This window comes from Acinetobacter sp. YH01019 (assembly GCF_013420285.1).
Lineage (GTDB): Bacteria > Pseudomonadota > Gammaproteobacteria > Pseudomonadales > Moraxellaceae > Acinetobacter > Acinetobacter gandensis.
In genome coordinates this window covers 60430-81133 of record NZ_VOYM01000001.1, presented here as the reverse complement: position 1 = coordinate 81133, position 20704 = coordinate 60430, and the positions used below count along the sequence as shown (strand labels likewise).

At 41.3% G+C, this 20704-nt stretch carries 20 protein-coding genes, 5 tRNA genes and 1 pseudogene; 1 reads left to right on the top strand and 25 read right to left on the bottom strand.

The window, feature by feature from the left end:
• Nucleotides 1-21 precede the first annotated feature (21 nt).
• The 25 genes and pseudogenes from rplJ to FTT84_RS00335 all read right to left on the bottom strand — a co-directional run bounded on the left by rplJ (nucleotide 22) and on the right by FTT84_RS00335 (nucleotide 19269).
• Nucleotides 22-528, bottom strand: coding sequence for a 50S ribosomal protein L10 (gene rplJ / locus FTT84_RS00455; protein ID WP_067761356.1), 507 nt, complete (start codon nucleotides 526-528; stop codon nucleotides 22-24).
• A gap of 305 nt (nucleotides 529-833) precedes the next feature.
• Nucleotides 834-1529: a 50S ribosomal protein L1 gene (gene rplA, locus FTT84_RS00450; RefSeq protein WP_067761358.1), complete on the bottom strand. Its 696-nt coding sequence runs from the start codon at nucleotides 1527-1529 to the stop codon at nucleotides 834-836.
• 3 nt (nucleotides 1530-1532) lie between these two features.
• Nucleotides 1533-1961: a 50S ribosomal protein L11 gene (gene rplK, locus FTT84_RS00445; protein ID WP_004868049.1), complete on the bottom strand. Its 429-nt coding sequence runs from the start codon at nucleotides 1959-1961 to the stop codon at nucleotides 1533-1535.
• A gap of 120 nt (nucleotides 1962-2081) precedes the next feature.
• Nucleotides 2082-2615: a transcription termination/antitermination protein NusG gene (nusG, locus tag FTT84_RS00440; RefSeq protein WP_067761361.1), complete on the bottom strand. Its 534-nt coding sequence runs from the start codon at nucleotides 2613-2615 to the stop codon at nucleotides 2082-2084.
• A 7-nt stretch (nucleotides 2616-2622) separates the two neighbouring features.
• The gene (gene secE / locus FTT84_RS00435; protein WP_180079558.1) at nucleotides 2623-3063 is read right to left on the bottom strand and encodes a preprotein translocase subunit SecE; all 441 of its coding nucleotides are present in this window, start codon (nucleotides 3061-3063) and stop codon (nucleotides 2623-2625) included.
• A 75-nt stretch (nucleotides 3064-3138) separates the two neighbouring features.
• Nucleotides 3139-3214 (bottom strand) — tRNA-Trp (locus tag FTT84_RS00430).
• A gap of 50 nt (nucleotides 3215-3264) precedes the next feature.
• On the bottom strand, nucleotides 3265-4455 hold the full coding sequence (tuf, locus tag FTT84_RS00425) for an elongation factor Tu (protein WP_067761367.1): 1191 nt from the start codon (nucleotides 4453-4455) through the stop codon (nucleotides 3265-3267).
• 148 nt (nucleotides 4456-4603) lie between these two features.
• Nucleotides 4604-4678: transfer RNA gene (locus FTT84_RS00420), tRNA-Thr, on the bottom strand.
• Nucleotides 4679-4701: 23 nt separating this feature from the next.
• Nucleotides 4702-4777: transfer RNA gene (locus FTT84_RS00415), tRNA-Gly, on the bottom strand.
• Between the two features lie 38 nt (nucleotides 4778-4815).
• Nucleotides 4816-4899 (bottom strand) — tRNA-Tyr (locus tag FTT84_RS00410).
• Nucleotides 4900-4952: 53 nt separating this feature from the next.
• Nucleotides 4953-5028: transfer RNA gene (locus FTT84_RS00405), tRNA-Thr, on the bottom strand.
• A gap of 98 nt (nucleotides 5029-5126) precedes the next feature.
• Nucleotides 5127-6620, bottom strand: coding sequence for an anthranilate synthase component I (trpE, locus tag FTT84_RS00400; RefSeq protein WP_180079556.1), 1494 nt, complete (start codon nucleotides 6618-6620; stop codon nucleotides 5127-5129).
• A 120-nt stretch (nucleotides 6621-6740) separates the two neighbouring features.
• A complete protein-coding gene (gph, locus tag FTT84_RS00395; RefSeq protein WP_180057769.1) occupies nucleotides 6741-7409 on the bottom strand; it encodes a phosphoglycolate phosphatase in 669 nt (222 codons plus the stop codon).
• Between the two features lie 74 nt (nucleotides 7410-7483).
• Nucleotides 7484-8179, bottom strand: a complete 696-nt coding sequence (locus FTT84_RS00390; protein WP_180057767.1) for an FHA domain-containing protein — start codon at nucleotides 8177-8179, stop codon at nucleotides 7484-7486.
• Nucleotides 8180-8707: 528 nt separating this feature from the next.
• Nucleotides 8708-10763, bottom strand: a pseudogene (gene gspD, locus FTT84_RS00385) (type II secretion system secretin GspD); the annotation flags it as partial.
• 42 nt (nucleotides 10764-10805) lie between these two features.
• The gene (locus tag FTT84_RS00380) at nucleotides 10806-11672 is read right to left on the bottom strand and encodes a type II secretion system protein N (RefSeq protein WP_180057764.1); all 867 of its coding nucleotides are present in this window, start codon (nucleotides 11670-11672) and stop codon (nucleotides 10806-10808) included.
• On the bottom strand, nucleotides 11672-12415 hold the full coding sequence (gene gspN / locus FTT84_RS00375) for a type II secretion system protein N (protein ID WP_180057761.1): 744 nt from the start codon (nucleotides 12413-12415) through the stop codon (nucleotides 11672-11674). Before gspN ends, FTT84_RS00380 begins: the two co-directional genes overlap by 1 nt.
• Nucleotides 12416-12582: 167 nt before the next feature.
• The gene (locus tag FTT84_RS00370) at nucleotides 12583-12909 is read right to left on the bottom strand and encodes an H-NS family nucleoid-associated regulatory protein (RefSeq protein ID WP_067761817.1); all 327 of its coding nucleotides are present in this window, start codon (nucleotides 12907-12909) and stop codon (nucleotides 12583-12585) included.
• 141 nt (nucleotides 12910-13050) lie between these two features.
• Nucleotides 13051-13479 carry a thioesterase family protein gene (locus FTT84_RS00365; RefSeq protein ID WP_067761385.1) on the bottom strand — a complete coding sequence of 143 codons (429 nt, stop codon included), beginning with the start codon at nucleotides 13477-13479 and terminating at the stop codon, nucleotides 13051-13053.
• 11 nt (nucleotides 13480-13490) lie between these two features.
• Entirely contained in the window at nucleotides 13491-14684 is a 1194-nt protein-coding gene (locus tag FTT84_RS00360) for a heme biosynthesis protein HemY (RefSeq protein ID WP_180057759.1), read from the bottom strand.
• 5 nt (nucleotides 14685-14689) lie between these two features.
• Nucleotides 14690-15526, bottom strand: coding sequence for a hypothetical protein (locus FTT84_RS00355; RefSeq protein WP_067761388.1), 837 nt, complete (start codon nucleotides 15524-15526; stop codon nucleotides 14690-14692).
• A complete protein-coding gene (locus FTT84_RS00350; protein WP_067761391.1) occupies nucleotides 15523-16302 on the bottom strand; it encodes a uroporphyrinogen-III synthase in 780 nt (259 codons plus the stop codon). The genes FTT84_RS00355 and FTT84_RS00350 overlap by 4 nt, the downstream gene beginning before the upstream one ends.
• A 3-nt stretch (nucleotides 16303-16305) precedes the next feature.
• On the bottom strand, nucleotides 16306-17223 hold the full coding sequence (gene hemC, locus FTT84_RS00345; RefSeq protein WP_218949592.1) for a hydroxymethylbilane synthase: 918 nt from the start codon (nucleotides 17221-17223) through the stop codon (nucleotides 16306-16308).
• A gap of 95 nt (nucleotides 17224-17318) precedes the next feature.
• Entirely contained in the window at nucleotides 17319-18059 is a 741-nt protein-coding gene (locus tag FTT84_RS00340) for a LytTR family DNA-binding domain-containing protein (protein ID WP_067761397.1), read from the bottom strand.
• Nucleotides 18060-18114: 55 nt separating this feature from the next.
• Nucleotides 18115-19269 (bottom strand): sensor histidine kinase, encoded by a 1155-nt coding sequence (locus FTT84_RS00335; RefSeq protein ID WP_180057756.1) that lies wholly within the window; start codon nucleotides 19267-19269, stop codon nucleotides 18115-18117.
• On the opposite strand from FTT84_RS00335, the gene argH reads away from it, so the two are divergent.
• Nucleotides 19260-20690, top strand: coding sequence for an argininosuccinate lyase (gene argH, locus FTT84_RS00330; RefSeq protein WP_171256639.1), 1431 nt, complete (start codon nucleotides 19260-19262; stop codon nucleotides 20688-20690). The two genes, FTT84_RS00335 and argH, sit on opposite strands and share 10 nt — an antisense overlap.
• Nucleotides 20691-20704 lie beyond the last annotated feature (14 nt).

Genomic DNA, 20704 nt, shown 5'->3' with positions numbered 1-20704 from the left:
GATGTGTGTTTAAGTTTGAGCTTATGCAGCTTCTGACTCGTTTTTCTCTTTGAGCGCAGTAATAAGGCGACCCAATTTCGAAATAGGAGCTTGAAGTACGTTTGCAAGCATAGTAAGAGCTTTCTCTTGGTTTGGAAGGTTCGCGATAACGCTAACTTCAGCACCTTGATAAACTTTACCGTCAAATGCAGCAGCTTTAAGTTCAAATGCTTTATTAGTTTTAGCAAATTCTTCGAACAAACGAGCAGCAGCGCCCATGTCGTCTTCAGAAGTTGAGAAAGCTAAAATTGTTGGGCCAACAAGGTTGTCGTTCAAGATATTGAATTGAGTATCTTGAAGAGCGCGTTTAGCCAAAGTGTTACGAACTACGCGAGTAGCAACACCCAGTTTACGAGCTTCAACACGTAGAGTAGTTAATTGCTCTACAGTTAAACCTTGATAGTCAGCAACAACAGCAGCAAATGCAGTAGAAGCAACTTCAGTTACTTCAGCTACGATCTGTTTTTTGCCTTCGATAAGAAGAGCCATTGTAAAACCTCCTAACGGTGATTTATGCACTCAAACAAGTGCACTCCCAATTCGTAAATTCATTACTGAACTTACACGCGGAGGATGAACAAATCACACCACCGCGTCTACGCAGGCTGGACGATTAAGAAAAGAGCATAAAACTCCCCTCACCTGCGGTCTTTGACGCTGATAAACGAAAAATTTATCAATTCAAAGTTTGCCTAAGTTTGCAAGTAGTCCGAAACCGGTTTCTTCTTGCGTAATATTTGAAGCAGTGCTTCAAATATTACTCAGGGCTTTAAAATTCTGTAATAAGTCGAAACTTATTTAGAAACGTTAGCTACGTCAATAGTAAGACCAGGACCCATAGTTGAGCTCAAAGTGATCTTTTGAATGTAGATACCTTTAGAAGTAGCAGGTTTTGCTTTCTTAAGGTCAGCAACAAGTGCTTCAACGTTTTGACGAACAGCTTCAGCAGTGAAACCTACTTGACCGATCGCAGCGTGGATGATACCCGCTTTGTCTACACGGTAACGTGCTTGACCAGCTTTCGCGTTTTTCACAGCGCCAGCTACATCAGGAGTTACTGTACCCACTTTAGGGTTTGGCATTAAGCCACGTGGACCAAGAATCGTACCTAATTTACCCACAACACGCATAGCGTCTGGTGCAGCAATTACTACGTCAAAGTCAAGGTTACCCGCTTGGATGCTTTCAGCAAGATCATCAAAACCAACAACGTCTGCGCCTTCAGCTTTAGCAGCTTCAGCAGCCGCGCCTTGAGCAAACACAGCAACACGTACAGTTTTACCAGTACCTGCAGGAAGTGTAGTCGCGCCACGAACAACTTGGTCAGATTTACGAGGGTCAACACCTAGGTTTACTGAAACATCCAAAGATTCTTTGAATTTAACAGCAGGGATAGTGTTAAGAACTTGCACTGCTTCTTCCAAAGTGTAAACTTTGTTTGCTTCAACAGCAGCAGCAATGGCTTTTTGACGTTTAGTTAATTTAGCCATGTCTTATAGCTCCACTTCCAAGCCCATAGAACGCGCAGAACCAGCGATGGTACGTACACGTGCGTCTAAATCAGCACCAGTAAGATCTGGTTCTTTAGTAGTCGCAATTTCTTCTAATTGAGCACGAGTCAACTTACCAACTTTAGTTTTGTTAGGTACAGCTGAACCCTTTTGGATACCAGCAGCTTTCTTAAGAAGAATCGCAGCAGGTGGAGTTTTCATGATGAATGTGAACGACTTGTCGTTGTACACAGTGATCACTACAGGAATTGGAAGACCAGCTTCAACTTTTTGCGTAGCAGCATTGAATTCTTTACAGAATGCCATGATGTTTACACCACGTTGACCTAGTGCAGGACCAATCGGTGGAGATGGATTTGCTTTACCAGCTGGAACTTGCAGCTTGATATAGCCGTCAATCTTCTTAGCCATTTTCAATTACCTCTGGGTACAAGCGCCGATGAAGGCTCCCCAATGATTTCAAGTAACGACAACCGTTACAACAACAATGCCCGACTTATAAAAAATCGGGCGTTTATCAACCAACTAAAATTAGTTCGCTTTTTCGACTTGTCGAAATTCGAGTTCTACTTGAGTCGGTCGATTAAATACATTAATCGTCAAAGTAAGACGAGATTTTTCGTATTGAACTTCTTCCACCACGCCTTTAAAGTCGGTGAATGGACCATCAATAACGAGTAATTCTTCACCTGGCTCAAACATTGTCTTAGGACGAGGCGCTTCACCAGTATTACGTACACGAGCAAGAATCGCATCAGCTTCTTTTTGCGTAATCGGTGCCGGTTTTTCAGCCGTACCACCAATAAAACCTAAAACTTTTGGACATTCTTTAACAATGTGCCAAGTTTCATCGTTCATTTCCATTTCGACTAACACATAGCCTGGAAAGAACTTACGCTCTGACTTACGTTTCTTACCATCCTTCATTTCCACCACTTCTTCAGTAGGGACAAGGACTTCACCAAAGCTATCGGCTACAGCGCTACGCTGGATTCGATCATTAAGTGAGCGTAACACTTGTTTTTCATAGCCTGAATAGGCATGAATAATGTACCAACGTTTCATAGCTCTCTTACCCGATAATAAACTTCATTAACCAGCTCAAAGCGTAGTCAAAACACCATAATAAAATGGATGCCACTAAGACTACAGCAAGTACCTGCCAAGATGTGGTCACGGTCTCTTGCTTTGTTGGCCAGCTCACTCGACGTAGCTCAATACGAGCATCTTTCAACAATCGAACAAAGCCTTTGCCTTGATGGGTGGCGTATAATAAACCTAAAGCCACGATGATACAAGCCAAAATCACCCCAACACGAACCCAGACATCATTCGCTGGTGCCCAGTATGCTGGCAAATATTGATTCACCATCATTGAACCGCCGAGTAAAATCAATGCGATAGCCCACAGAACAACGTCCAGAGGGGAACCAGAATTAACAACTTCAGCAGAATTATTTCTTTGAGGAATTGGCGCGTCGCTTAATGCGTCACGCGATTTATCATTCGACATTTTTGTACTCGTCGTAGAATTCGCGACTTATTATATGACCAGTTGAGCCAGCATCAAGCTTCTTTTTAAAAAAATTGGCAGGCCAGGAGGGACTCGAACCCCCAACATTCGGTTTTGGAGACCGACGCTCTACCAATTGAACTACTGACCTGCAGAGCAAATCGAGAGTCGTAACTCTCGATCTGTATTTAACAATGTGTATTATGCAGTAACTTTAGCAACTACACCAGCACCAACTGTACGACCGCCTTCACGGATTGCGAAGCGTAGACCTGGGTCCATTGCGATCGGGTGGATAAGCTCTACTGACATCTCAACGTTGTCACCAGGCATTACCATTTCAACACCTTCTTTAAGTGCAATCGCACCAGTTACGTCAGTTGTACGGAAGTAGAACTGTGGACGGTAACCGTTAAGGAATGGAGTATGACGACCACCTTCTTCTTTAGAAAGTACGTATACTTCAGCGTCGAATTTAGTATGCGGTTTGATTGCACCTGGTTTAGCAAGTACTTGACCACGTTGAACGTCTTCACGTTTAGTACCACGTAGAAGAACACCACAGTTCTCGCCCGCACGACCTTCGTCAAGAAGTTTACGGAACATTTCTACGCCAGTTACAGTTGTTTTAACTGTATCTTTGATACCAACGATTTCAACTTCTTCGCCTACTTTAACGATACCAGTCTCAACACGGCCAGTTACTACTGTACCACGACCTGAGATTGAGAATACGTCTTCGATTGGCATAAGGAATGGAAGATCGATAGCACGTTCTGGCTCTGGAATGTAAGAGTCAAGCGCTTCAACAAGAGCAACAACAGCTGGTTCGCCGTATTGACCTTGGTCACCGTTAAGAGCTGCAAGAGCAGAACCACGGATAACTGGAGTGTCATCACCAGGGAAGTCATAAGTAGAAAGAAGTTCACGAACTTCCATTTCCACTAATTCAAGAAGCTCTTCGTCGTCTACAAGGTCGCATTTGTTTAAGAATACAACGATGTAAGGTACACCTACCTGACGAGAAAGAAGGATGTGTTCACGAGTTTGTGGCATTGGACCATCAGTCGCAGCACATACAAGGATCGCGCCGTCCATCTGAGCAGCACCAGTAATCATGTTTTTAACATAATCGGCGTGGCCCGGGCAGTCTACGTGAGCGTAGTGACGAATAGTTGAATCGTATTCTACGTGTGAAGTATTAATTGTAATACCACGTGCTTTCTCTTCAGGTGCAGAGTCAATTGCAGCGTAGTCTTTCGCTTCGCCACCAAAAGTTTTTGCACATACAGTTGCAATTGCAGCTGTTAAAGTTGTTTTACCATGGTCGACGTGACCAATTGTACCCACGTTAACGTGTGGCTTATTACGTTCAAACTTAGCCTTAGCCATGCTCTTCTTCCTCGTTTACGTCGAAAACAATTCTGAGTAACACCCAGCTCCGACATATCGCCTAAAAAATAAACACCCAATACTTGAAAAGCAGACTAAATAGCCTGCTTTTTGGAATCTTGTGCAACAATGTTGCTAAACTGTAATCTGGAGCTCTTATCGAGATTTGAACTCGAGACCTCTCCCTTACCAAGGGAGTGCTCTACCACTGAGCTATAAGAGCAAATATAAGTACTTCAATATATATGGAGCGGGAGACGAGGGTCGAACTCGCGACATGCAGCTTGGAAGGCTGCCGCTCTACCAACTGAGCTACTCCCGCACGATGTTGGTACAAACCACTTATTGAAGTCTTAAAATTGGTGGTGAGGGAAGGATTCGAACCTTCGAAACTTTCGTAGCGGAGTTACAGTCCGCCCCCTTTGACCGCTCGGGAACCTCACCATTTTACACTTACTTCAGTGTTGTTCTTTCTACTCACTCTCAAACTTCTAAGATGGTGCCGGCACACGGATTCGAACTGTGGACCTACTGATTACAAGTCAGTTGCTCTACCAACTGAGCTATGCCGGCGTTTCTTAGTGTTTCGTACGTTTCGTATCGGAACGGTGTGCAGTTTAGCAAAAACAAAAATCTGTGCAAGTGTTTTTTCTAAAAAAAACGTGAAAAACTCACAAAATCAATCCATTTGACGATAATTCAACCGCTTTGATCACTGCGCGAGCTTTTATTTGGGTTTCATTCCATTCAGATTCAGGATTTGAGTCATAAACCACCCCTGCTCCCGCCTGTACATAGACCTTATTTTCACGAATTACACAGGTACGAATCGCAATCGACATGTCCATTTCACCATGCCAGCCTAAATAACCAACAGCACCGCCAAAAATTCCACGTTTGACCGGCTCAACTTCGTCAATAATTTCCATTGCACGTATTTTTGGTGCACCAGATAGCGTACCCGCTGGGAATGTTGCCTTAAAAACATCCAACGCATCTACATCATCGCGCACTTCACCTTGCACATTTGACACAATATGCATGACATGTGAATAACGCTCGATCACCATTTGATCAGTCACGTGAACTTTACCGATTTTTGATACACGACCAACGTCATTTCGACCTAGATCGATCAACATCAAATGTTCTGCAATTTCTTTCTCATCAGATAGCAGATCTTTTTCCAGCGCCAAATCTTCTTCTTTGGTTTTACCACGTGGGCGTGTACCCGCTAATGGACGCACGGTTGCGATACCATTTTCTAAACGCGATAAAATTTCTGGTGATGAACCAACAATATGAAAAGGTGTATTGTTTTCTAAAGTCCGCCCTTGCACCAAGAACAAGTACGGTGATGGATTAAGGTGGCGTAATGCACGATAGACCTGTAACGGCTCACCATCAAAGTCTGAGACCATCCGATGCCCTGGTACAACCTGCATCACATCACCCGCCTTAATGTATTCTTTCACATTGGCAATCGACTCAATAAAGTTATCGTGCCCTGTAATAGATTCAAAATTTGGTGCAGTGTGCTTTTCAGCAATCAAAACAACAGGTGTTGCCAACAATGCTTCGATGTCATCGAGCTGCGCTTGTGCTTTGGTATAAGCCGCTGGATCATTCACATCTGCATGCACAATTAAAAACAGCGTATCTTTTAAGTTATCAAAGACAATGACTGTCTTCGATAACATCATCCAAATATCAGGAATGCCGACTGGATCAGCTTCTGGGACATTATTCAACTTAGGTTCAATATAACGTACAGCATCATAACCAAAGTAGCCCACTAGACCACCAGTAAAGCTTGGCAGTGCAGGTAGCTCTTGCTGTGTCGGCACTTTAAACTGTGCTTGGAAGTCACGTATGTATTGGAATGGATCTAAGCAAGCCTGTTTTTCGATCTGACCATTGGTATGTTGAACCGTTAATTGCCCTTCATTACAAGAAAATACGGTCGATTCACCTAAGCCAATGATTGAATAACGTGCCCAGTTTTCACCACCTTCAACAGATTCAAATAAATAGGCTTGTTTATGTTGTTTTAATCGAGCAAAGACAGATAAAGGCGTTTCCGTATCTGCTAAGCGCTGGCGATACACAGGAATGAGGTTATAACCTGCTGATTTTAAATCTTCAAATTGAGCTTGTGTAGTCATCTTGTTTCTCTATCTATTTTCGTATGGTTGATTTTCATTTGCTATTTTGGATGCTGAATTAATCACGCCATCGAAAAACTACACACTCACTCATTCCCACGTCCTTACCCACTGCTTATTTCAACCCAATAATTCTTTTAAATTATCAACCACCATTTGTGGCTGGCAATCTTGAATATTTTCCCCATGATTATAGCCATAGCTGACCACAATACAATCGATACCCGCACGGCGTGCAGCTTCAACATCATTCACCGAATCACCAATCATTAGAATCTGCTCTTTCGGCAAACCATAATGTTCTGCACAATACAAAAGTTGTTTCGGATGCGGCTTACGCTCTTCAAAGCGATCACCACCAATTACATCTACAAAGTATTGATTCATCCCCAGTGCCTCAACAATGCTGCGCGCAGGCTGCTCAGGTTTATTGGTGACACAAATTAAAGTCTTTTGCTCAGCTTGCCCCCATTTTAAAAATTCTAGGATGCCATTAAAAGGCTGTGTTAACACACAAGGATCTGCATTATAAATTTTCAAGAAAGTTTGCAGTAACAAATGATGTTGTGCCGCATCCACCTTACCAGTCAAATGTTCTAATACACTTTGACAAAATAACGATGTTCCTTTACCTATCCAATTACGCACCTGCACTTCTGTCACAAGCGGCAACTGCAAGGTATTCAAACTCATATTCATGGCACGATATAAATCTGAAGCTGAATCCACTAGGGTTCCATCCAAATCAAACAAAATCATTTGGCGATCTGCTAGGCGTACATCCAACATTTTTACCCTCTTTAAATTGAAACTGAAACAAAAAAGGCATGCTCATGCATGCCTTTTGATTGAGCTGTCCAAAATTATTTGAACATTACCCATGCAATAATGGCAAGAATGACCAATACAATGACAGAGATCAAACCCACAGAGGCATTTTTTTGCGCTTCTTTTTCTTGCTCAACGCAGCTCTCTGGAATTTCAACATTGCAGGCTTCGGGTGTCACAGGCGCATTAACATCAACCCCTTCAGGAATTGGTGCTGGCTTAGGAATACCCACATTCGTAGGCATACCATCACGGGTTAACTGCACCGAACCATCACGTTCTTTGAGTTCAGGCATGCCTTGATCATTCATTTGCTGCGCAGCAGACTTTTCTTGCGCAGTTTCAGATACAGCCACAGCTTCTGCTGGCTGTTGAATAGCTTCAACACTTTGAATCTCATTAATGCTTTGCTGTATTTCAACAGGCACATCAACAGCTTTAGCAGGTGCAAGCACGCTAAACTTTAAACTCGCAAACTGAACAATATCACCCTGTTTTAATAAAGACTCACCATCCAAACGCACATCATTAATAAATGTACCATTTGAAGAGTTTAAGTCCTGCAACCAGAGTGCCTGTTCTTTAATTAAAAATGCCGCATGCTTACGCGAAATTTCAGATTGTTGTAGCACAATATCGGCCTGTTGGTGGCGACCCACCAACATATCGCGATCAATACTGATTTCCTGACCGGTTAAATCACCTGAAATCGCTTGAATTTTCCAAGTCATAGCTTATCTCTCTTTACCTAAATCAATCATAACACAGAGAATATCCATTCCCATTCTGACAACTTGGCGTCGATTGTGTGAACGGTTGATTTTTTTGAAATGCTAACAAATTTTCAGGGTTCAAATGTATGGTTCGGTATTCATCTTTGTGATCATTCATTCTATTGGCAGAAGCTGATGCTTCATCCAACTGAAAAGATCTAGATAAACCTGCAACAACCATCGGTTGATCAATTTTTTGCACCACACTTTGCTGAATTTCCCGCACTAACACTGATTCATTAACCTTTACATTCATTGTGTGGGTAGATTGAGCAACAGTAACTTTTTTTGTGGACTGTGGTTGTGTCGGTAACACATGATAATTTGAACTTGTTTGTCGACTGCCATTTGGTACAGCAATTGTTTGACGCTTAACAGGTGGCTCAATCGCAACAGGGGTTGTCACCACAGGTTGTGTCACTTGTGGCTGTGCAACAGGGGCCGGCTGAACGGGTGCAGGTGCAACACCTTTAGACACAGGAATACGTTGCTGATAAATATCTTCAACACTTTCAGGCAACTTAGCAAAGTTGCCATCGGTATCCAGTGCCAATTGCAAGCTATATAACTGGTTATAACGCTGCTGTGACATTTTTTTCACATCAGCTGAATTACCTACAATTGTTGGATGAATGAAGATTAATAAATTTCGCTTAACATTGGACTTGCCCTCAGAACTGAAGAGCTTACCCAAAACAGGAATCGAACCTAAACCAGGCACAGACTGACGGCCATGCTGGGTATTATCTGAAATTAACCCACCTAAAACGATGGTTTGACCATGCTCAGCCAAAATGGAGGTTTTAATGGCACGCTTACTGGTCACCAAGTCAGATGCTTCACCTTTATTGGTTTTCACATCTGAAACTTCTTGCTCAACCTCTAAACGAACCGAACCACCATCACCAATGTGCGGAACCACTTTTAAGGTCACACCGACATCTTTACGCTCGATGGTAGTATATGGATTTGCAACGCCTGCTGCACCGGTCGATACAGAACCTGTTACAAAGGGTACGTTCTCACCAACCACAATATAGGCTTCTTCGTTGTCCATGGTCACAATCGACGGCGTAGACAGTAAGTTCGACTTGGTTTTTTCTTTTAATGCTTGAATCATGGCACCGTATAATTTACGAGAACCATCACTTCCTTCTCGATAATCACCCAATACTAATGATGTTCCCGCACCGACCGCACTACCCGCGCCCGCAGCACCACCTGTCAAATAACCTGCTGCAATATTTTTTAAACTTGAACCAAAGTTATCAAAGTTAATCAGTCCAATACCACTACTGATATCCCCTAATGCCCATTGCACACCCAATTGATCTGCATCGGAACCCTCTACCTCGATGATGGCAGCCTCGATCAATACCTGTTGACGACGGATATCTAATTGTTGAATAGCTGATTCGATTTCACGCATCAATTGCGGATCAGCTTTGACCACCAAAGCATTTTGCGTCGCGTCAGCAATAATGCTAACACCATTGGCATTAAAGCTACTGATACTGTTTTGATTATTTGAATTATTATTACTGTTGAGATTAATCCCAGAACTAGTATTGTTATTGGCTGTTAATGACTGATTATCAGATGTGCCGTTGAGTAAGTTACTCGTTGAATTATTATTTGAATTAGCCGAATTATTGTTACTTGAAACCGCCTGCCCAGTCACTAGCCCTTGTAATATTTCAGATAAATTTTTCGCACTGGCATATTTTAAACGGAAGACTTTCAGCCCACCTAAACGATCCGCTGCAGGAACATCTAAGGTTTCAATCATCTGGCGGATACGTTTACGCGTCGCCGTATCCCCTTTAATAATAATACGATTGGTACGATTATCAGCGATCAGGCGAATGCGCGAGCCTTTCGGATCTTTCGACGCACCTGTCGAGCTCATTGCTTCAAGCAAACCAATCATTTCTTCCGCCTGACTTGATTGCAAAGTCACGGCTTCAATATCATTTTGCCCAGTTCCATCCAAATTACGAATAATGGTTTCAAGCTGATAAATATTGCTCGCACGGTCTGAGACAATTAGCGCATTGGTCCCCGCTACTGCAGACAAATGTGCAAACTGTGGCATCAATGGGCGTAAAGCAGGGATCAAGTCATTGGCATTGGTATTATCCAACCAAATCACACGCGTCACAATTTGATCGCCCGAAGCACGGTGTCGGGCATCATAAGGAATACCTGAACTTTTAACGTTACTATCAGGTACAAGCTTAATGGTATTGCCTGATGGAATGGCCACCACACCATTAACGTTTAAAACACCCAAAAATAAATCGTAGACTTCTGTTTTATTTAAAGCCTTATTGGAAATGACTGTGACATTACCACGCACACGAGGATCAACAGCAAAGTTTTTCCCCGTGATATCAGCGACTTCATTAATGAACGCTGTTAAATCAGCATCACGTAGATTGATTTTCCAAGTTTGAGCGAAACTTGCCGTACTGACCATCGCAGCCAAGGGCAACATGGCATAGGCAGCTAGAGTTGAACGATTATTATTAAAAAAAGCCATATACGCCTGTGTTTCCTAACCCTATATAGTGATGAATCATCACTAAAAATCCTGTTGTATGGTCATCACTTGATCACCACGTTTTACTTCAAGTTTCACCTGCCCTTCACGGCGGGCTTGTTCTAATAATTGCGCTTCTGATTGACCTTGACCTACGGTTTGCCCGTTTAAAGACATAATACGGTCACCCGGTTGCAATCCTAGCTTATTTCTTAATGCGGTCGGTGTGCGGCTTGTCACTTCAAAGCCACCACTTCCTGAAGGGGTAACCCCCATTTCTTGCATATATTGTTCACGGTTTTCAGCCATGCGCTGAACTGCTTGCCCGATCGCCGTTTGTGTCTGACTTTGTGCCTTGTTCGATGTCATGGCGCTATTGTCAGTGCTGCTATTTTGCATCGTTGTATTATTGGTCGCATTGGCTGTAGGGACAATCGGCTGATTCAGCCCATTCTCGATGCCTTTAAATGCCAGTTCTCGTGTTGCCCCATTGGCTTGACGCAAAATCACTTTATCCCAATAGACTTCAGACAATTGATAAGAAGAACCCTCTATCGTTTCACCTACCAAGTAACGGTCTGAACTTTCATTAATTTTGATCACCGCAGATGAATAGCGACTTGGCTGCCCAACCACCACACCTTGTAACACCATATTCAGTTGTTCGTTTGCTGCATTTGATGATTGTTCCTGAAACAACGCAAACGAACTAATATTCGGTACTTGCACTTGAGCAGAACCTAGCTCAACACGCTCAATTTGCATAGCCTGAGGTGGTGCAATCAAGAGCCAAAAAAATGCCGCCAATTTCCAGCATAGATACAAGATTAATAAGGCCAAGACCAATGGAGCAATACGATCAGCTTGCTTCCAGTTCAATTCGCGCATTGTGTCTAGATAATTACGCATCAGTTCACCCCAGCTAATAAAGGCTGACGTGAGCTAATTACGTAAGTATCAAGACCAGCTTTACCTTCATAGGATGCAACATTCATCAAAAACCGCTGGGTGAGCTGCACATCTAACATCAAGTCTGGCTCAAGCTGCAAATTCATCATTTTTTGTTCACGTTGATCCCGCACATCAATCGTTAACTTACCGTTATCATCTTTTAATTTTGCCGACAAAACAGGAATATTCATCGACTCTTGGCGCTGCGCAAAGGTAAAACCAAGATCTCCACCCGCCCATTGCAATTCACCATCCGTCGCAGTAAATCCTTGTTGCGGCTTGTATTTAAACTGCACGTCTTTCAGCTGGATCGCATTGATTGGCCATTGCCATTGGGCAAAACTTTTTAATGTTTCAGGTGCAATTTGCCCTTCTAACGCTTTAATGGTGATGGCTTTACCCAAGCCATAACCCACTACGCCTTGTAGTTTGGTGTTACCGCTATGAATTTCAACATTTGCACCAAGACGCAATAAGATCAAATCCCAAGGTCGTGTCTTCCAATTTAAAGAACCTTTAAGGTTACCTTTGGTCCAATCCGCTTGGCCATGCCAAATATTGCCGCTAACGTTGTGCAACATTTGATTATTTTTATAAAATTTTGTGATCAACCATGCTGCTGGGACTTGCAGCAAGACAAAAATAAAAAAACTCAGGATGGCGAAAATGAGCCATCGAATATTATTAGATTTACTGATCATCCCACCACAACCGAACTTTCAACTTTACATCCATGATTTAAACTTTTTTTCTTTATAGGCACATTATGCATACTTTTTCTGCATAGCCAATTCAAAGAGCTAAAAAAACCGAGCATTTGCTCGGTTTCATCATCCTAGATTCAGGATGTTACGACTTGATGAAAGACTTAGATTAAGAAGTCTTCAAGTTTTGCGCCTTTTTCAAGCTCAGCAACTAACCAACGTGGTTGTTTACCGCGACCTGTCCAAGTATCAGCAGCATTCGCTTTACTACGGTAACGTGGCTCAACAGCTTTACGTGTTGATTTTTTACGTTTGTTCGCGCCAGATTCAAGAATCTGCTCTACGGTTAAATCTAAGTTTTCAGCAATTTCTAAAATACGATTATACGCATCTTCAATCGCTTGGTCTTTTTTAGACGCAATTAAAGCTTCCGCTTCAACTTGTAATTTCTTTAACTCTTCAACTGATAGATTGCTAATATCAGGCATAATCTTTACTCCGAAATATCGTATTATTTTGCTTTTTAAAACTTGCACATAATATTTATAATAAAATAATTATTCAATAAACAATTTACGCTACACAACAATAAATTAACACAAATATATTCATTTCATCATGCATTTTTGTATTTAAATATTATTTTGAGCAGTCAATTCAATTTCTTTAATACGTTGTTTAATATTTTCAGGTATCGCCATTTTTTGCATCAATTGATTATCGACGCATACAATAACTGCATCACCCGATGCTACATAGGCTTGCTGTGACTCGCTCCATAATAGATAACTCATACGAAATGCACTATTTCTTAATTCTTCTACTCGCGTTGCCACTTTTAATTGATCTGGATAAATTACAGGACGAATAAATTTGCACTGACTTGATGCAACAACAGTAAGTACATCTTGATTAAATATATTCAACAAATCTAAATATGCAATTCGTGCACTTTCCATATAGCGATAATAATGCACATTATTAACATGACCAAATGCATCCATATCGCCCCATGCAACTTTTTGTTCATATATCACAGGATAGTTGTTTAATTCTTGCATATTCAATTTCCTTATATTTTTATTTCCATAAAATTCGCATTGTTTTCAAAGATTAAATTTAATTGTCGAATTAAATCATCCTGCTGATTTAATGCTGATTTAATTCTGAGATAGCTCATTAATACATCATCAGGATATTGTGCCAACAAAGCATCCGCTTCTGCACTACGCTGGGTTGCGTTATAAATATTCCACTTTGCAAAATTCAATACAGGCAATGCAGGATATTTTTGTTCCCACAGCGCAATCTGTTGCTCCACCGCGACATAGTCAGGATTTTGTTTGAGAAGTTGTGCCTGAAACCACATATAAAACACATCTTGATTAAACTGCTGTTCTAGCAGATGCACAGCTAATCGTTCATGTTCTTGGCTCATATCCGGCATGCGAGATAACACTTTGAGCCACAGCACTTTGACCGCATAATTTCTCTCGGCAATTTGATCCTGCAAATCATGGTAACGCTGTTTTAAATTCTGCAAATCATCGACATCTGCTTGATCAAAAGCTTGTAATAACTGTGCCAACCAGGCCTGCTTAGTCACCTCATCCAAATGGCCATAACGTGTTGAGCGTAAATACAACCATGGAAATTGTAAAGCAAAGGCACCCCACAAGGTATTCAAGCGCTGTTCATACGCAGTTTTTACTTTATTTAACCATGGTGACAATTCATGTTGATTTAAAAACTCTAAATGCGTTAATGCTTGCTCACCATCATTTTGTCCTAAATAAATTTCTATTCGTTGTAATTCAGCCAATTCAAAAGCCATAGGACTGGTTTGATTTAATGCCTGTAATGCTGCTGGATAATCTTGCTGAATCCAAGATAATCGTGCATCGATCACACCTTTTAATAAACCTGACTCAGTAAATGCTTGTTGAATAAAATCCTTTTGATCATGTGCAGCATTCAATAACCAAATAACTGCAAGCTGTTCATAAGGGTGTAATTTATTAAAATTAAAAACAGTTTCACTTTTGCGTTGCTCACGGCTTAAATAACGCTTTAGCCCATACCAAAGCATTTGAACAATAAAACTGATTAAAGCTAAAACAAAAATAATAAACCAAATATTGGATTGAACTTGCCAATCACGCCAGTAAACATAGACATAACCAGCACCATAACCAAAGCTCAATACACTCATAATGGCTATGGCAAATAAGCTAATCAATAAATAGGCCAATAAAATTTGTTTCATCGCCATTAACCTATCAGTGCACGGGTATTTAATTGAGGAACAGATAAAACAGGTGTTTCTTTTAATTGCACTATTTTTTGTTGTATCTGCTTTAAATGTGGATCAGGCAATTGCTGCATGATTTGAATAATTTCAGTCAATTCTTGTTGAAATTCAGGATACTGCCCTTTCAACATAATTTGCTGAGCCAATAATAATCTGAGTTGAATTTCTTTTAAGACAATTCCACGTTGTAATAAATCCACACTCGGCCGTTCAACAGCTTCAACCTGAATCCAGCGACTCAAAAATGACTGTTCTTTTTGTTTTGGGGTATTTTGATAAGGCTGCTGTATTTCTTTTTGCAGTGCTTGATCCAGTGTCTGTAAAACTTGTTTAATTTTATTTTGCTGAGTTTGGCGCGCAACCACATATTGCGTCAGCATCTCTCGATCTTTCGCAATCACCTGATGCAGACTCATTCTAAGTGCGGGTGCCAAACTAAATATTTCCAGCTGTTGATCTAGCTGATTCAATTTTTCTAGCGCCACACCAAATTGCTGCTGTTGTAATGCGAACTCAACCAACTCTAAACGCTGCCCAATCAAAGTAATCGGCTGAACACCAACGTGATCATCTGCTTGCATTGCTGGCGGATTTGCAGGTGAAGAAGTTACAGGCTGACCATCATATTGTCGCTTCATCGCAACCAACTGATCATTCAAACCTGCATTTTGCTGCTGCAATTGCGTTTGCTGCTGCATCAACTCCGTTTGTTTGGCATTCATTTGATAAACATCAAAACTTAACTTGAACAGCCAAAGTAGCGCGGCAATGACAACAACAATAACCAACCTCTTCATGTATTTCCCTGCACCTGCCTAACCTGCTGCAAAATATGTAATGCATTTAAATCGTTTAATTGCAGTATTTTGAGTTCTAAATTTGACTGCTGTCCGTAATGTTCAAGCAATTGCATCAGACGCTCGCCCAACACCAAATAATATGCATCCGCAACACATTGTGGATATGGCTGCATCAGTCGCAACCAATTGAGCCAACTGGCTTCACTGGTCACGAGCATACAATACGAAGATGACGACTCAAAAACAGTACGATTTTTTTTAATAATTTGTTCGGCTTCAGTTGGACATTGCCGATGGTATAAAACAAAGTTAAGGACATGAATACCACGATCAATTAACTGCTGCATCATAAATTGGCGACCACCTTCACCACGCCAAAATGCAACTGTGGCACCAGCAGCCAATTGTTCTAGAATCGGTAAACTCAACATGCCTTCTGAAGTTTCGACTTCTGGAACTGCACTATTGATACCGTAATCCGCTAATGTATTTGCAGTTGCCTGTCCTACAGCAATCCAATGAATCTGCTTTAATTGCTCAATCTTCAGTCCCGCTTGAGCCAATCCAGCCATTCCCATATGTACGGCAGAAGGACTCACCACAACAATGACTTGCGCATACAAAAGGGCTGAATATAGCTGCGCCAAATCTTGTGACCATGGGGCAGCTTTTAACTCAAGGAGTGGAAGCTCTAGTACACGCACTCCGGCCTGTTGCAAAGTCTCAGTGAGAACCGCTGCACGATCTTGAGGGCGTGTATTGATAAACAACATGTATTAATACAATGCCTTCAAAATATCACCAGCACCTTGCGCTAAAAGCTCTTGTGCTAAGGCAACACCAAGTTGTTCAGCGTTCTCGCTTGCGCCAATTCGCTGTGCTTTCAGTAATGTTTTACCGTCCACACTGCCGACACGACCTTCTAAGTGAATTTGACCATTTTGCAGTACTGCATAACCTGCAATTGGAACTTGGCAACCACCTTCCAAATACGCATTGAAAGCACGTTCTGCACGTACACATGCATTAGTTTCACTATGCATTAAAGGCTGAATCAAATCTAAAACGGCTTGGTCATCGGTACGGCACTCTAGCCCCAATGCACCTTGACCTACTGCTGGTAAACTAAATTCCGGTTGGATGGTATGACGGATACGCTCGGCCAAACCCAAACGTTTCAAACCTGCACTCGCCAAAATAATGGCGTCATAGTTACCCGCATCTAATTTTGATAAACGTGTACCCACATTGCCACGCAGATCAATAATCTCAAGGTCAGGACGTTGTTTTAAAATCTGACATTTACGGCGTAGACTTGATGTACCGACTTTTGCACCTTGTGGTAGCTCATCAAAATGATTGTAGGTATTCGAAACAAAAGCATCGAGCGGATCTTCACGTTCACAAATTACCGCTAAATTTAATCCTTCAGGCAGCGCCATCGGCACATCCTTCATTGAATGCACCGCTAAGTCTGCACGACCATCTAATAAGGCCGCTTCAAGCTCTTTTACGAATAATCCTTTACCACCAATTTTAGCCAAAGGTGTATCAATAATTTTGTCACCTTGAGTGACAAAAGTAACCAACTCAACTTTTAAATCGGTATGGAGTGCTTCTAAACGCGCACGAATATGTTCCGCTTGCCATAATGCAAGTGGGCTTTGTCGAGTTGCAATCTTGAGGATTTTCATAAAATTTAAAATGCAGTCTGTTTAAGCGTTATTCTAAACTTAACCTGCTCACTTTAAAATGCAAGCATATTTAAATTTGAAAATACGCGTGTGCATTATAATTTTTGAATTCGCTCACGTAAATTTGGCAAATGACGGCGACTCACCGCAAGGCGTTCTTCCAGATCGCGACAACGCACTTGGTATTGACCTGAACTCACAACCTCAAGGCCATCTAGAAAACCAATAGAAACCAAAGCGTTACGATGGATACGTATAAAACGATCACCAAATTCATTTTCTAAATCTTTTAGCGTCTCATCAATTAAGACACTGCCATTTTTATGTCTTACCGTGACGTATTTTTGATCTGCTAAAAAGTAGTAAATATTTTCAACAGGCACCAATTCCACACCACGATAGGTTTTTGCCGCTATTTGATGTCGGCTGATTTTGATTTCGTCCATATTTTCTTTTTGTTTTATCGTGCTCAGCTGAGCTTGGGTTAATTTAATAATATGATCTAAAACCTGCTGCAATTCCTGTTGCATAACTGGTTTTAGCAAATATCCCTCTGCATTTGATCGAAACGCATCAAGTGCATGATGATCATAAGCAGTACAAAAAATAATTGCGGGCATTGGATCTAACTGACGCAAATATTGCGCGCAAGTTAATCCATCCATTTCAGGCATTTGAATATCTAATAGTATGACATCTGGCTCTAGGCTTTGAACCAACTCAATTGCTTGCCGACCATGTGTTGCTGTTGCCACAACATGATGTCCAAGTTGAGTGACTAAACGTGACAATCGTTCTATCGCTAGAGACTCATCATCACAAATCAGGATGTCCATATCTCCTCCTTTATACAGTTAACATCAGTTGTTTTTATAGATTAACTGTAATTTTCTACTTATATCGATATTGCACCACAGTCGTATACATTCCTTCGCCTGCATTGGTTTGAAAGATGACGCTTTGACCATAGTATGCCTCAAGTCGCTGCTTCACATTTTCAATTGCAATACCATTCCCCTGACGTAAATTTATTTTATCCTGTGTATAAGGATTTGTAATAACGATATTTATTTGATTTTGTAAGATTTCAATCAATATACTTATCGTACTCTTTGTCAGAATTTTTTCAACTCCATGAAAAATACTATTTTCTAGCAAAGGTTGTAAAGTTAATAGTGGAATTTGTACGCTTGAGTATCGATCTGACGGCTGTAATTTCCATTCAACATTTAAACGATCTCCCAATCGCATCTGTTCAATCGCCAAATAGCGCTGACATAAGTCTATTTCCTCTTGCAAACTCACCAACTTTAACTCTTGAAAACTGGCTCGAAATAATCGAGACAGATTTAATAGCATTTGCTCTGCTTTATCCGGATCAATTGCGATTAAACTAATGACACTATTTAAACTATTAAATAAAAAATGTGGATGAATACGTGCCTGCATGGCCTGTATACGCGAATTTAACTCGCTATGTTGTTGACGCCCCCACTGTTCTCTTAAATATAAATAACGAAAACAAAATGCGCCAAGCAATACACCATAACTTAAATGCAAAACCAAATTTTGCGTCGCCGTAGCCAAATTAAGGTCTGAAAGACTCATATTTGTACCAAAGTGCAGCAAGATATTTAAAGCGACTGTGGTGAGAAAGACCAAAGCTTGTAACAAACTAAAACCACACAGCAAAGCCATTTTAATACCCATTTGACTAAATCGATCTTTCCAGAGATCTACAAAAGCCGCAAAGGCAAGGAGTATCCAGTTAATAAATAGAATATGTTGTAAAACAGAATTTAAGCTCAAAGCCTGCCATGATTGCACCTGTGCTAAAGCCAACACCAAGCCTAATATATTGCCTGCTACAAATAACTCCAGAAGATGCTGCCAACGCCCCATTCTGCTAAAAAAATACGATGCTGGATCATGCCTATTTGAAGAAGTCGAAGATAGATGTCGCTTGACTGCGGCAACAGAGCTCGAATTTGCTATACTGTTTTTAGTTCTACTGCTTTTTATCTTATTGAGCCGACATGACCACATCTTCTAATTCCTCAAATCCGTCACAAGCCCAAACTTCAGGCATGTGGGGCGGTCGTTTTTCTGAAGCTACTGACGCTTTTGTTGCTGAATTTACAGCATCTGTACAATTTGACCAACGCTTTTATAAACAAGATATTGCAGGTTCAATTGCACATGCAACCATGCTTGCAAAAGTAGGCGTATTAACCGAGCAAGAACGCGAAGACATCGTAAATGGTTTGAACACCATTCAAGCTGAAATTGAAGCGGGTAACTTCGAATGGCGCATTGATCTTGAAGATGTGCACATGAACATTGAGTCTCGTTTGACTCAACGTATTGGTATTGCGGGTAAAAAACTTCATACTGGCCGCAGTCGTAATGACCAAGTTGCAACTGATATCCGTTTATATGTACGTGATGAAATTGATGCCATTTTAGGTTTGTTACAAAAATTGCAAAAAGGTATTTTGGGTCTCGCTGCTAAAAACACCAATACCATTATGCCTGGCTTTACTCACTTGCAAACCGCACAACCTGTGACTTTCGGCCACCATTTAATGGCTTGGTTTGAAATGTTGGTACGTGACTCAGAGCGCTTAATTGACTGTCGTAAGCGTGCTAACCGTATGCCATTAGGTTCTGCTGCACTTGCAGGTACGACTTACCCAATCGACCGTGCATATACTGCTGAATTATTAGGTTTTGAAGCGGTTGCTGAAAACTCGCTAGATGCAGTGTCTGACCGTGACTTCGGTATTGAGTTCAACGCTGCGGCATCTTTAATCATGATGCATTTGTCACGTATGTCTGAAGAAATGATCCTATGGACATCTGCTCAGTTCAAATTCGTGAACATTCCAGACCGTTTCTGTACAGGCTCTTCAATCATGCCACAGAAGAAAAACCCTGATGTTCCTGAGTTAATTCGTGGTAAAACTGGCCGTGTTTATGGTGATTTGATGAGCCTATTGACCCTCATGAAAGGTCAACCATTGGCTTATAACAAAGATAACCAAGAAGACAAAGAACCGTTGTTTGATGCGATTGATACCGTTCGTGGTTCATTGATGGCCTTTGCGGATATGATCCCAGCATTAGTACCAAACATTGAAATCATGCGCGAAGCAGCACTTCGTGGTTTCTCTACAGCAACTGATCTTGCTGACTACTTAGTTAAAAATGGCGTTGCATTCCGTGATGCACATGAAATTGTAGGTAAAGCCGTTGCACTAGGTGTTCAAGAAGGTAAAGACTTATCTGAATTAACACTTGAGCAACTTCAGCAATTCTCTGACTTGATTCAAGCGGATGTATTTGAAAAAGCATTGACTTTGGAAGCATCAGTCAATGCCCGTAACCACATTGGTGGTACGGCACCGGCTCAAGTTGAAGCTGCGATTGAACGTGCACACGCTCGTTTAGAAAAACTTTACGCATAACTGTTCAAGTTAAA

What these genes read in the sequence shown, in the direction of transcription:
- gph (WP_180057769.1), bottom strand. Translation starts at nt 7,409, where the DNA reads ATGTTGGATGTACGCCTAGCAGATCGCCAAATGATTTTGTTTGATTTG.
- gspN (WP_180057761.1), bottom strand. Translation starts at nt 12,415, where the DNA reads ATGATCAGTAAATCTAATAATATTCGATGGCTCATTTTCGCCATCCTG.
- FTT84_RS00365 (WP_067761385.1), bottom strand. Translation starts at nt 13,479, where the DNA reads ATGCAAGAATTAAACAACTATCCTGTGATATATGAACAAAAAGTTGCA.
- rplK (WP_004868049.1), bottom strand. Translation starts at nt 1,961, where the DNA reads ATGGCTAAGAAGATTGACGGCTATATCAAGCTGCAAGTTCCAGCTGGT.
- FTT84_RS00380 (WP_180057764.1), bottom strand. Translation starts at nt 11,672, where the DNA reads ATGCGTAATTATCTAGACACAATGCGCGAATTGAACTGGAAGCAAGCT.
- FTT84_RS00335 (WP_180057756.1), bottom strand. Translation starts at nt 19,269, where the DNA reads ATGTGGTCATGTCGGCTCAATAAGATAAAAAGCAGTAGAACTAAAAAC.
- rplA (WP_067761358.1), bottom strand. Translation starts at nt 1,529, where the DNA reads ATGGCTAAATTAACTAAACGTCAAAAAGCCATTGCTGCTGCTGTTGAA.
- rplJ (WP_067761356.1), bottom strand. Translation starts at nt 528, where the DNA reads ATGGCTCTTCTTATCGAAGGCAAAAAACAGATCGTAGCTGAAGTAACT.
- trpE (WP_180079556.1), bottom strand. Translation starts at nt 6,620, where the DNA reads ATGACTACACAAGCTCAATTTGAAGATTTAAAATCAGCAGGTTATAAC.
- FTT84_RS00340 (WP_067761397.1), bottom strand. Translation starts at nt 18,059, where the DNA reads ATGGACATCCTGATTTGTGATGATGAGTCTCTAGCGATAGAACGATTG.
- argH (WP_171256639.1), top strand. Translation starts at nt 19,260, where the DNA reads ATGACCACATCTTCTAATTCCTCAAATCCGTCACAAGCCCAAACTTCA.
- FTT84_RS00355 (WP_067761388.1), bottom strand. Translation starts at nt 15,526, where the DNA reads ATGAAGAGGTTGGTTATTGTTGTTGTCATTGCCGCGCTACTTTGGCTG.
- tuf (WP_067761367.1), bottom strand. Translation starts at nt 4,455, where the DNA reads ATGGCTAAGGCTAAGTTTGAACGTAATAAGCCACACGTTAACGTGGGT.
- FTT84_RS00350 (WP_067761391.1), bottom strand. Translation starts at nt 16,302, where the DNA reads ATGTTGTTTATCAATACACGCCCTCAAGATCGTGCAGCGGTTCTCACT.
- FTT84_RS00390 (WP_180057767.1), bottom strand. Translation starts at nt 8,179, where the DNA reads ATGACTTGGAAAATTCAAGCGATTTCAGGTGATTTAACCGGTCAGGAA.
- hemC (WP_218949592.1), bottom strand. Translation starts at nt 17,223, where the DNA reads ATGAAAATCCTCAAGATTGCAACTCGACAAAGCCCACTTGCATTATGG.
- nusG (WP_067761361.1), bottom strand. Translation starts at nt 2,615, where the DNA reads ATGAAACGTTGGTACATTATTCATGCCTATTCAGGCTATGAAAAACAA.
- FTT84_RS00360 (WP_180057759.1), bottom strand. Translation starts at nt 14,684, where the DNA reads ATGAAACAAATTTTATTGGCCTATTTATTGATTAGCTTATTTGCCATA.
- secE (WP_180079558.1), bottom strand. Translation starts at nt 3,063, where the DNA reads ATGTCGAATGATAAATCGCGTGACGCATTAAGCGACGCGCCAATTCCT.